The sequence below is a fragment of the Clostridium sp. UBA5119 genome (genome assembly GCF_002414285.1).
Lineage (GTDB): Bacteria > Bacillota > Clostridia > Clostridiales > Clostridiaceae > Clostridium_J > Clostridium_J sulfidigenes.
This window is the reverse complement of sequence record NZ_DHYX01000077.1, coordinates 31,075-43,382: the sequence shown is the minus strand read 5'-3', so window position 1 is coordinate 43,382 and position 12,308 is coordinate 31,075. Positions and strand designations below refer to the sequence as shown.

The 12,308-nt window shown below is 28.5% G+C and carries 8 protein-coding genes, 2 tRNA genes and 1 pseudogene; all 11 read left to right on the top strand.

Annotation, left to right across the window (positions count from 1 at the left end; translation table 11 throughout):
* A partial coding sequence (locus B2671_RS12135) for a phosphoribosylglycinamide synthetase C domain-containing protein (RefSeq protein ID WP_346870656.1) occupies positions 1-181 on the top strand: 181 nt, incomplete at its 5' end.
* A gap of 522 nt (positions 182-703) precedes the next feature.
* Positions 704-1,882 (top strand): O-antigen ligase family protein, encoded by a 1,179-nt coding sequence (locus B2671_RS12130; protein ID WP_346870655.1) that lies wholly within the window; start codon positions 704-706, stop codon positions 1,880-1,882.
* Positions 1,883-2,153: 271 nt separating this feature from the next.
* The gene (locus tag B2671_RS12125) at positions 2,154-2,612 is read left to right on the top strand and encodes a hypothetical protein (RefSeq protein WP_346870654.1); all 459 of its coding nucleotides are present in this window, start codon (positions 2,154-2,156) and stop codon (positions 2,610-2,612) included.
* Between the two features lie 137 nt (positions 2,613-2,749).
* On the top strand, positions 2,750-4,219 hold the full coding sequence (locus tag B2671_RS12120; RefSeq protein WP_346870653.1) for a PLP-dependent aminotransferase family protein: 1,470 nt from the start codon (positions 2,750-2,752) through the stop codon (positions 4,217-4,219).
* 371 nt (positions 4,220-4,590) lie between these two features.
* The gene (locus B2671_RS12115; protein ID WP_346870652.1) at positions 4,591-5,727 is read left to right on the top strand and encodes an alanine/ornithine racemase family PLP-dependent enzyme; all 1,137 of its coding nucleotides are present in this window, start codon (positions 4,591-4,593) and stop codon (positions 5,725-5,727) included.
* A gap of 127 nt (positions 5,728-5,854) precedes the next feature.
* Positions 5,855-5,930 (top strand) — tRNA-Lys (locus B2671_RS12110).
* 219 nt (positions 5,931-6,149) lie between these two features.
* Positions 6,150-6,225 (top strand) — tRNA-Lys (locus B2671_RS12105).
* A gap of 126 nt (positions 6,226-6,351) precedes the next feature.
* A complete protein-coding gene (nudC, locus tag B2671_RS12100; RefSeq protein WP_346870651.1) occupies positions 6,352-7,158 on the top strand; it encodes an NAD(+) diphosphatase in 807 nt (268 codons plus the stop codon).
* Positions 7,159-7,276: 118 nt separating this feature from the next.
* Complete coding sequence (locus B2671_RS12095; RefSeq protein ID WP_035132938.1) at positions 7,277-7,474, top strand: hypothetical protein; 198 nt, start codon at positions 7,277-7,279, stop codon at positions 7,472-7,474.
* Positions 7,475-7,751: 277 nt separating this feature from the next.
* Positions 7,752-11,444, top strand: coding sequence for a BREX-1 system adenine-specific DNA-methyltransferase PglX (gene pglX, locus B2671_RS12090; RefSeq protein ID WP_346870650.1), 3,693 nt, complete (start codon positions 7,752-7,754; stop codon positions 11,442-11,444).
* Positions 11,445-11,670: 226 nt separating this feature from the next.
* A pseudogene (locus B2671_RS12085) lies at positions 11,671-12,308 on the top strand (glutamate--tRNA ligase family protein); the annotation flags it as partial.

Below are 12,308 nucleotides of genomic sequence, written 5' to 3'. Positions count from 1 at the left end.
TGAAAAGGTATTTATTGCTGGAGCTAATTCCATATATAATAAATTAATTACTAATGGTGGTAGAGTTTTAGGAGTTACAGCTCTTGGAGATAATCTAGAAGAGGCAAGAGAAAAGGCTTACAAAGGGATATTACAAGTAAATTTTAATGGAATGTATTATAGAAAAGATATAGGTAAATAAATACTGAAATAAGAAAATGCTAAGGAGGTGGAATATAACCACTCCTTAGCATTTTTATTTATATACTCACTATATTATATATTTATAGTCTTTGTGAAAATTTCAGAAAATGGTTTTCATCAGTAAATCTACATTTATTTAAAATCTAGTTTATAGAGTAGTCTTGCTTGTAAAATAGTTAAAGAAAAGAGAAAAGAGAAAAGGGTATAATTTTATTAATTTAAGGTATATGAAGTAACTTTAAATCCTATAATATACAGTGAGGAAGTTCTTACGAATTTATTACAATATGTTTTTTATGTTGAAATAAATAAGTACATAATGTATTATAATCAATGTGTATATTTATGTATTAAAAAATATATACCAAAATATGTAAAAAGTATTAACAAAATTAGAAAAAATGTGTAAAATATATATAGAGGATTTTAAGAACACATTATTAGGTAAAACTATAAAATAATTTCCATGATGATAATAACATATTATATATGGAAGAATAGAAAAATAAAGGTGAAGATTATGTTTAATTTAATATTATTAATTATTATGTCTCCATATACTGCATTATTTACCGGAGTATATACTACTTATAGGGTTATAAAGATGAGAGAAGAAATACAGAAAAATAGTTGGAATATGGGATTGGTTCTTTTGTTTCTTTGGTCTCTATTAGCTGGACTTCTTAATAAAAGTATTATGTCTGCCGCTGTTTCAATAGTTTTTTTCTTATATTTTACTATAAGTGTAGTATTACAAAATTATTGCAAGACAGAAGGAAAATTGGAAATAATATGTAATTATTTAATTAAGTTTTCAATTTTTTCGGGAATTGTTGGAATTATAGAAAAGGTTACTTTTGCATATTTTCCAATGGAACTGTGGAAAAAATTTTTAGGTGTACCGTTGGAGGTTTCAACTAATCATAGAATTTTTAGTACTTTTGGAAATCCGAACATAGCTGGAGATTGGTTTGCTATTATGGTGATAATGGCCATATACTATGCTTCTAATAGTAAAAGTGTTAAGGTGAAGTTGTCATATTATAGTGCTACAGCTCTATTTTTAATAAATCTTTGTTTAACTGGCTCAAGAGGGGTTTTTATTGGATTTATGTTTGGATTAGTATCCCTATTACTATTGAAAATAAAAAGAAATAAGAGTGATATAATAATAATTATATCTATTTTATTAGTTATAGGTGTAGTAGGTTTTACACCTCCAAAGGTATCTGATATATCTCAAGAAATTACTGGTCATCAGATTGAGAGGTCTTTTGACACTAGAGAAGAAATATGGTTAGGATCTTTAAGGATGATAGAAGAGAAACCATTGACTGGTTGGGGAATGTTAGGAACTATAGAGCATGGTAATGAATTCTCAAGGTATAGTCGTGTCATTAATCATTCTCATAATATATGGCTATCATTATTAACTTCTTTAGGAGTAATTGGACTTTTAATTTACTTATATATAAGAGCAAATATTTATAAAGATTTAATATATCTTTATAAATCTGGATATAGTAGTGTAGCTTTACTTATGGCAATACAGGTAATTGTTTTAGTTCATGGAGTAATTGATTTTACAATAATAACTCCACAAATAGGAATACTATTTATTGGATCATCATCTATAGTAACAGCTCTAGCAAAAGAAAGTGTTAGTGTGTTTTCAAAAAGAAGAAGTATAGCTGTATAGTTATTAAGTTTTGTAAAAGCTTTTATGAAGAAGTTTATTCTCATAAAAGCTTTTTTTATGTATTAGAGCTTAAGTAAAGGCTAAGTACAGGATTTTCATTTATTAAAATTATATATGTAATTAGTATAATAGATTAATTTATATTGTTGTATTAATATTACCAATAAGTAATATTATACTTATCAATAATTAGTATTGGTAAATTGCTATATAAAGCAATAAAATGAAATTAAGAAATTTATAACAAGGTTTTAATAGGGGGCATTACATTATGAATCTAGAGTATTTAAAAGAGCTGGAACAGCCTATTAGAGAAAAGTTGATGAGAGAAGAGTTGGGGAAAGAAAAGTGCAAAATAATTGATAAATTCAATTTACATCCCAATGAAAACTTATATTGGGAAAGAGTAGAGCCCAAATACCCTAATCAAGAATATTTTAGTCATAAACTAGCCACGAAGAGTACGCCTATAGGGATAATATTTCATATAAATAGATTATGTTATGCAAAAACTAAATATTTTGAACAGAATTGGGATAAATTTGTTCCATGTATATATAGCTATATAAATAATTTTGTAGAAACGGAAATCTATAATATGGAGTATATCAAACATAAAAGTACAGGTATAATTCTAGATTTGCGAGAACTTGCAAAAATTCATTGGATAGATGATTTCAGAGCCATATGTACTTACTTAGAGGAGAAAGAGATAGAAATACAATCCTAATAGAAAAATTAAATTTATAAGAGCTTAGTTATCATCTGATAATTAAGCTCTATTCTTATAAAGGACTATAAAAGAAGAAATATTTAGGTTAATATATTAAATAGATAAGCAAATATATTTAATAGTATATTATTATCTTGAAGGGAGAGATAAATATAATAAATATAGATTGGAAGCCGGATAAAAACATAAATAAGCCTCTATATATTCAAATTGTAGAGTACTTTAAGGAGAGAATAAATGGAGGAGAATGGCAAGTCGGGTTTATGATTCCTACGCAACGAGAACTAGCTAAAATTTTTAATGTAAATAGAAGTACTATTGTTTCAGCTATAGATGAGTTGAAGGCAGAAGGAATATTAGAGGGTAAGGGAAAGGGTGGAACTAAAATAGTAAATAATGTATCACCTTTATTATCTAATATACAACCAGATTGGAAGTCCTATATTGATGAAGGCATTCATATCCCTAATGTTAAAACTATTAAGAAAATCAATACCCTTGAGTTTAGAGAAGATTATATACGATTGAGCACTGGAGAACCATCATCAGAATTATTTCCAAAAGAAGATATGAAAATAATATTAAATGAAGTAGCAAAGGATATGGATAATTTAGGATATGAAAGTCCCAGTGGAACTATGTATCTTAGGCAGCAAGTAAGTAATTATTTAAAGACAATTGGCATATATGCATCACCAGGTTCTATACTTATTGTTTCTGGAGCTTTGCAAGCAATGCAGCTAATTTCTATGGGATTATTGCAAAAGGGTTCTACTGTATTGTTAGAAAATCCTTCTTATATGTACTCACTTCAAATATTTCAGTCATTAGATATGAGAAGAAGTGGTATACCTATGGATAATGAAGGAGTTATGGCTAATTTAATTCCAGATTACATAAAAAAACATGTTCCATCTATACTGTATACTATACCAAATTTTCAAAATCCTACCTCTATAGTCATGTCCCAAAAAAGAAGAAAAGAGTTGATAAAGGTTTGTCAGAAAGAAAAGTTACCTATTATTGAAGATGATGTATACAGGGAGCTTTGGATTGAGGCTCCACCACCGGAACCTATTAAGAGTATAGACACTAATGGATTGGTGTTATATGTAGGGAGTGTATCAAAGACATTATGTCCAGGACTAAGGATTGGTTGGATTGTAGGACCAGAACCAGTAATTGAACGATTAGGTGATATAAAGATGCAAACTGATTATGGTTCTAGCTCTTTATCACAACTTACAGTGGGTAAGTGGCTAGAAACGGGATTGTATGAAAATCATTTAAAAGAGATAAGAAGTCAATTAACTATAAGAAGAGATGTAACAATAAATGCTTTAAATAGATACTTCAAGGATATTGCTACTTGGGAAACACCCTCAGGGGGTTATTATGTTTGGATTACATTAAAGTATAAAATAGGTATGTATAAGCTTTTTGATGAAGCATGTAAAATGGGAATTTTATTGTATCCTGGATATATATATGATGCTAATTTTAACAATTCTTTGAGAATATCTTTTTCCTATGCACCTATAGAAGAACTAGAGAAAGGTTTATTAAAACTATCATTGCTTATTAAAGAATTAATTAGACGTTAATTCCATAAATCTTTTTATACGATGATTACCAGCTCTAATATTCTCATCTTCTTCGAATTGGGAGTAAAGAGCGGCTACGTCCCTTGATAACGATTGCTAAGTTTCAGTGGCAGTAAAAACTCCCTCTGAAGCAAAGAACTTTATTTATAACTATTAAACAATCAACTAAATTTAGAATTATATTTATTTTTTAATTACTCATAACATAATTATATGGTTGTGTTATGAGTAGCTTTTGGTTGGGTTTGTTTTAATTAATATGGATGGAGAAGTATTGAGTGAATTTTCTTATAATATAAACAAGATAGCAGCTGTTAGATAAAACTAATTTAAATTAGGTATCTTTATATTAGGGGACTGGAGAGGATACTATGTTAGAAAACACTTTGATTAATGATATCCATATAAAGGAAATGGAGGAGCTGGAAGAATTTCCTCTACTAGAGATAGATTTAAAAAAGGTATATGATAATACTAAATATGTAGTGGATTTATGTAAGAATAAAGGAATTTCTGTAGCAGGAGTAGTTAAAGTTGTACATGCTATGCCACAGATAGTTTCAGAGATGGACAAGGCAGGATGTGAGTATCTTGCTACATCTAGAATAAATCAAGTTATAGAGATGAAAAAACAAGGTGTAAAAAAACCTGTTATGCTTATAAGAATACCTATGCATAATGAAATAAAACAATTAGTGGAATATGTGGATATAAGTTTAAACTCTGAAATTGAAACTTTAAAGAAAATAAACGAAGAGTGTAAATACAAAAACAAAAGTCACAAAGTTATTTTAATGATGGATTTAGGTGATTTAAGGGAAGGTATTGTAGATGAAAAGGAGTTCATAAACTTAGCCTTATATGTAGATAAAGAATTAACTAATGTAAAACTTTATGGTATAGGGACAAATTTAGGATGCTATGGTTCTGTAAAACCTACAGAAGAGAATTTAGGTAAATTATGTGATGTAGCAGAAAAAATAGAAGCTTTGATTGGAAGAGAATTGGATGTGGTTTCAGGAGGAGCTACTTCTTCGTTAACTTTAATTTGGGATGGAAAAATACCAAGTAAAATTAATAATTTAAGAATTGGAGAAGGAATATTAGTTGCTAAGGATTTAGATGATTTTTGGGAGTATGATATGTCTATGTTACATCAAGATGCCTTTATTCTAAAAGCTCAGGTAGTAGAAGTTAAAAATAAGCCATCTCATCCAATTGGTGAAATATTTATAGATGCATTTGGGAATAAGCCCACCTATGAAGATAGAGGTGAAAGAAGACGTGCGTTATTGGCAATAGGTAAGCAGGATTTTGTTTCTGTAGATACTTTAATACCTATAGATAAAAATATAGAGGTAATTGGTGCTAGTAGTGACCATTTAATTATAGATATAGAAGACTGTAAAACAAATTATAAAGTTGGTGATGTTATAGAATTCAATATTTATTATCCACACTTATTATATCTAAGTGGATCAAGAGATGTAAATAAGAAATTTATATAATGAACTTAAAGGACGTTTAAATACAATATAGGTATATACAATAGATATTTTGAAATCTATTGTATATACCTATAATTATTTACAAAATTAAATAATCTTAATATAATAATATTTGTGACAAGGACATGTGCCATTAGCTCAGTTGGCAGAGCACCTGACTCTTAATCAGGGGGTCCAGGGTTCGAACCCCTGATGGCGCACCAAGGGAAACAATACTGTAGAGTGTTGTTTCTTTTTTAATAAAAATTTTTAAAAAAATTAGCTCGTAAATAATTAGTATAATTAAATTAAACTATTTAAGTATAAACTTCATTGTTTTATATTTTTTTACATTAAATGATAAATATTTATTTAATGTATTTTAATAAAATACTTTACAAAACTTGAAGCGGGTTGTATAATAATATTTGTGATAAGGACATGTGCCATTAGCTCAGCTGGCAGAGCACTTGACTCTTAATCAAGGGGTCCAGGGTTCGAACCCCTGATGGCGCACCATACCTCGTAGTACTAATAAGTATTACGAGGTTTTTTACATTTTAAACTAAAAAATAGTATAGACTTAATTAATAAAATATATTAAGGTTAATATAGATTTTATACAAAATGAAAGAAGGAAAAATAATGAATCATTTATCAACAGAAAAAACTAATGCTCCTATTTGGTTTATATTTAGACAAAATGAATTATTAGTAGAAGAAAAAGAGGATAAAATTTTTATACCAAGATTTAAAGATTTAGAATCAGTTAATATTAATCCAGTAAGAGTTCAAGATCTAGGAACTAGAAGTTGTGGTAAATGTTACTCTGTAGAGGTATCAAAAGAGTATACAGAACCTTTGGGTATGAAATTTATAACCTTAAGAAACTTATATGGACAAGTTTCTGATGAAATATATATAGAAGCGGGACGTGCTATTCAAATCATGAATTGGGATAGAACCCATCAATATTGTGGTGTTTGTGGTAATAGTACTAATACTATACTAAATGAATATGGGAAAATATGTCCACACTGTGGTTTTATAAGCTACCCTAGAATAAGTCCTGCTATAATAGTTGCTATAGTTAAAGATGGTAAATTACTTCTTGCTAAAAATGCTAAGTCAAAACATAATTTTTATAGTGTTTTAGCAGGATTTTTGGAACCTGGTGAAACATTAGAGGAATGTGTAGAGAGGGAAGTAATGGAGGAAGTGGGAATAGAAGTTAAAAATATAAAATATTTTGGTAATCAACCATGGCCATTTCCTAATTCTCTTATGGTAGGGTTCACAGCAGAATATGATAAGGGTGAAATAAAGGTTGATGGAGTTGAAATTGAAGAGGCAAACTGGTTTGAGGTAAATAATTTACCTAGTATTCCTGGAAGCATTAGTATTGCAAGAAAACTAATAGATTGGTTTAAGGATAATTATACTGAGATCTAGATTTTAAAATTAAATTAATAATAGAATTCATAGGAAAGGTATATTGTGTTTAACAGTATACTATAAAAACTTTAACACATAATAAACAATGAATATATGTGTTAAAGGAGGGATAAAGATGGATCATGATTTATTAAGAGAACAACAATATGAGATTAAACAACGTGAAGAAGATAAAAGGAAATACAAAAAGGAGAACTATCTTCGTAATGGGAATAAATCTCAAGGTCAATACGCTCAAAGTAGCTTTAATACTACTATTGAAGAGCCAGGTACCAATGAAAGTGGTATCGTAGCAAAAAAAAACGGTTATTAAAATTAAATATTTTATTTATAAAAGGGCTATTTCAAAGTAATCTAAATCTTAATTATGTTGAGTATTATCTGCTAATGGTATTAAAGTATAAACTCAATATTTTAGAGATTCTAGAGAATTATTTTGAGATAGCTCTTTAGGGTTAAATTATAAAATCTTAGAATTTGAAAAGAAAATAATGTGCTAAGGAATTATATAAAAATTTCAATAAAAAAATCTTACTATGTTATAATAAAGCTATTGAAATTTTACATAGCAAATAAGGAGCAATTAAAGGATGAATAAGAATAAAGTTAAGGCTTTTGCCACTTGGGCAAGAAGTAATCTTATTGAAAAAATAAAAGATAGAGCGTATAAAATAGGTATTGAAGATAATAGAATTAGAGATATAGAAGTGGTTCAAAGTGGATTTAAAGTAGTGGGTGGAGAAGAAATATTTAATATTTCACCTAATCATAGAAAATCACTAATAAAGGAAATAGAATCAAAATCTTTAGATGAAGTTGTGGAAGAAGTGGCATATACTTGGTTTAACAGGTTTATAGCTTTAAGATATATGGAAGTACATGATTATTTGCCCATTGGAATAAGAATTATATCTTCAGAGATACCAGGTAAAATGGAACCAGATATTTTATTTAGGGTTGGTGAAGTTATAAGAGAGTTGAGACTAGATTCAGATTTAGTCTATAAATTGTTAGATAGTAGTAAAAATTCTGATAGAGAAAATCTATATAAATATATTTTAATAAGACAATGTAATGAATTAGGGAATATTATTCCTGGTTTATTTGAAAAAATAGAAGATTATACAGAATTGTTATTTCCTGATAATTTGTTAGAAGAAGGTTCCATACTAAGGAAAATGTGCAATGACATAGATGAAGAAGACTGGAAAGAGGAAGTAGAAATTATAGGGTGGATGTATCAGTATTATATATCTGAAAAGAAGGATAAGGTTTTTGATGATCTAAAGAAAAATGTAAAAATAACTAAAGAAAACATTCCAGCAGCTACTCAGTTATTTACTCCTAAGTGGATAGTGAAATATTTAGTAGAAAATTCATTAGGAACCATATGGATTCAAGGACATGAGGATGAAAATTTAAAGAATGAATTAAAATATTATTTAGAGGAAGGCATTCAGGATTTCGAAATAGATGACATTTTACATAATATTAAATTGGGGAGAAAAAATTTACATCCTGAGGATATAAAAGTTCTTGATCCATGTATGGGTTCGGGGCACATATTATTATATGCCTTTGATGTGCTTTATAAAATTTACAAATCTTCAGCTTATCCAGAGCGAGAGATTTCAAGAAAAATTTTAGAAAATAATATATTTGGATTAGATATAGATTCAAGAGCTAGTCAAATTGGTATGTTCTGTCTTATTATGAAGGCTAGAGCGTATAATAAAAGATTTTTCAGAGAAGTTGAAAAAAATCCTTTGAAGCTTAATATAGTAGCTATAGAAGAAAGTAATGGTATTACTTATGAAATTATAGAATATTTCGCAAAGGAAGATGAAGAGCTAAGAGGTGATTTATTTTATTTAGTAAATACCTTTAAGGATGGTAAAGAGTTTGGATCAATATTAAGAGTTGAGAAGGTGAATTTTCAGAGGCTAAAAGAACGGTTAGGAGAGATAAATGAAGAAAATAATTTAGTATTTAGTGATTATAGACAGATACTGTTAAATAAATTACCAAAGCTCATTAATCAGGGAGAAATAATGAGTATTAAATATGAGGTTTGTATTACTAATCCACCTTATATGGGACTAAGGGGAGCTAATGATACCCTAGCTAAATATTTGACCAACCATTATCCTTTATCAAAGCATGATTTATTTTCTGTGTATATGGAAGTGTGCAAGAGCTATATGAAAAAAGATGGGATTTATGCCATGGTAAATCAGCATTCATGGATGTTTTTAAGTAGTTTTTTAGAACTTAGAGGTAAGCTTTTAGAAGACAGTACTTTTATAAGCATGATTCATTTAGGAGCTAAGGTATTTGAAGATAATGTGGGTACCATAGTACAGAATGTTGCTTTTATAAATCAAAATAGTGAAATTCCTAAATATAAAACGAGAATTGTAGACCTTACTAAAGAGGTAACAGCTTTAGAAAAGAAAATAAAGATTAAGTCGGTCTGTAGTGGAATGGAGAGAGAGGGGATTTATAATATATGGTTAAAAAAACTTATGACAATTCCAACAAAACCTTTTGCTTATTGGGCAAATGATAATGTATTAAATTTATTTTCTAATTTACACAAATTTGAAAATATTGCAAAGCCTCGACAAGGAATGGCTACATCAGATAATAAACGGTTTTTAAGAGATTGGTATGAAGTTGATATAAATGAAATTAATTTTTCAGCTACTGATAGAGATGAAGCTTTGCTAAGTAAGAAAAAATGGTTTCCATATAACAAAGGTGGAGAATACAGAAAGTGGTTTGGTAATAATAGATATGTGATTAATTGGGAAAATGATGGTAGTGAAGTAAAAGATTATGCAGCAAAATTATATAAATCATATAGTAGAACTATAAAAAATCAGGAGTTTTATTTTAAAAGTGGTCTTACATACACTTTTATTTCTGAAAATATGGGAGCGAGGTATTCTCCTCAGGGGTTCATATTTGATGTTGCTGGATCTTCTATATTCTTTGATGATAAAGACCTAGAAAAGGTAGTACTAGCATTGTTATGCAGCAAAGTTGCTAATATGTTTTTAGATATAATGAATCCAACCTATAATATACAAGTAGGAGATTTGAAGAATGTTCCAATAAATGAAGATATATTTAAAGAAGAAATAAAATCTATCATTGATGAAATTGTAGAAGAAAATATAGCCATTAGTGAAGCGGAATGGAATGACTTTGAGACATCATGGAACTTTAGAACTCATCCATTGATGAGAGGCTTAAGAGAAAAAAAAGTTAAGAATGTAACCATAGAATCTAGATTTAAACTTTGGGAAAAAGAAAATATGAAAATTATTGAGAAACTTAAAAATAATGAAGAGAAGTTAAATAAAATTTTCATAGATGTTTATGGTTTAAATGAAGAATTATCCCCGGATGTACCCTATAAAGATATAACATTAAGGAGAATTGAGGTAGAAAGAGAAGTGAAATCTTTAATATCTTTTGCAGTGGGATGTATTATGGGTAGATATTCAATAGATGTTGATGGGTTAGTGTATGGAGGTAGAAACTTCCAAGATAAATGGGATTTTAAAAATCATAGAGTTAAGAAAGTAGAAATAGATTCCACTGGAAAAGTAAATGATAATAGATGGGTTAATTCAAGTTTTATGCCTAAGGTTGATAATATAATGCCTATAACAGAAGAAAAATATTTTTCAGAAGATTTAATGACCAAGTTCATTGAATTTTTAAAAGCAGTTTATGGAAATGAAGTATTGGAAGAGAATCTTAATTTTATAGCCAATATTTTAGGCAAAAAAGATAGCGAAACTTCAAGGCAAAGCATTAGAAGATACTTCTTTAAGGAATTTTATAAGGATCATATAAAAGCTTATGGAAAGAAACCTATATATTGGTTATTTGATTCAGGTAAGAATGATGGATTTAAAGCATTGGTATATGCTCATAGATATGACAGCTTAACTGTAGCTTTATTGAGGACAGAATATATTAATCCTATGCAACGAAAATATGAAGGTGAATTGAGTACATTGGAACTAATAAAAGACTCACAGGAATATAGTGCTAAGGAAAGAGCAATAGCTAGGAAAAAAAGTGAAAAGTTAAAAAGGAAGATAGAAGAACTCATTGAATATGATGAAATAGTTGCATATATTGCTAATGAAAAAAAATCCATTAACTTAGATGAAGGAATTAAGGAAAATTATGATAAATTCCAAGGTATCAAAATCATGAAAACAAATGGGAAAGAAACTAAGATGAATCTTTTATATAAAATCTAAGGAATTTATATTAAAACATATAGGGGTACAATTATACTTTATTTTATGGTAATATTTAAAATGGATTAATATTTAATAGAGTTTTATATAAGGTAAACTTTAAATAAGATTACCACATATCTCATATTATATAAAATGCTAAATTATATTATTAAGTTGTATTATATTATATGGATTAAGCCAAAGTGTGAGGTAATTAACAAATATATAAGGTAAGGTGAGTAAAATGAATTATGAAATATTAGCAAATACAATTTTCCCTAACATTGATAAGGAGCCTGAGTATTATATTTCAAAGTATCCGAAGAGAAACCTTAAAGAAGGTGCAAAGGTTACTAGATATGCTCCAAGTCCAACAGGGTTTCAACATATAGGAGGAGTATTTTCTGCATTAATAGATGAAAGAATATCTACTCAAAGTGAAGGAGTTTTTTATTTAAGAATCGAAGATACAGATCAAAAAAGAGAAGTGGCTGGTGCTATAGAAGATACTATAAATACCATGCATAAGTTTGGGTTAGATTTTACAGAAGGTATGACAGGGCATAATACATCTAAAGGTGAGTATGGTCCTTATAGACAAAGCGAAAGAGAAGAGATATATAAAACTTTTGCTAGAGATTTAATTAAAAAGGGGCTTGCTTATCCATGTTTTTGTACATCAGAGGAGCTAGAACAACTGAGAGAAAAACAAATTAGTGAAAAATTAACTCCAGGATATTATGGAGAATATGCAATCTGTAGAAATTTATCTCCAGAAGAAGCTTTAAAAAGAATAGGTGAAGGTGAAAAATATATTATAAGATTAAAATCCCCAGGTAATCCAGAAAACAGAGTTGAGTTTCACGATCTAGTTAAAGGTGA

What these genes read in the sequence shown, in the direction of transcription:
- B2671_RS12125 (WP_346870654.1), top strand. Translation starts at nt 2,154, where the DNA reads ATGAATCTAGAGTATTTAAAAGAGCTGGAACAGCCTATTAGAGAAAAG.
- B2671_RS12115 (WP_346870652.1), top strand. Translation starts at nt 4,591, where the DNA reads ATGTTAGAAAACACTTTGATTAATGATATCCATATAAAGGAAATGGAG.
- B2671_RS12095 (WP_035132938.1), top strand. Translation starts at nt 7,277, where the DNA reads ATGGATCATGATTTATTAAGAGAACAACAATATGAGATTAAACAACGT.
- B2671_RS12130 (WP_346870655.1), top strand. Translation starts at nt 704, where the DNA reads ATGTTTAATTTAATATTATTAATTATTATGTCTCCATATACTGCATTA.
- pglX (WP_346870650.1), top strand. Translation starts at nt 7,752, where the DNA reads ATGAATAAGAATAAAGTTAAGGCTTTTGCCACTTGGGCAAGAAGTAAT.
- nudC (WP_346870651.1), top strand. Translation starts at nt 6,352, where the DNA reads ATGAATCATTTATCAACAGAAAAAACTAATGCTCCTATTTGGTTTATA.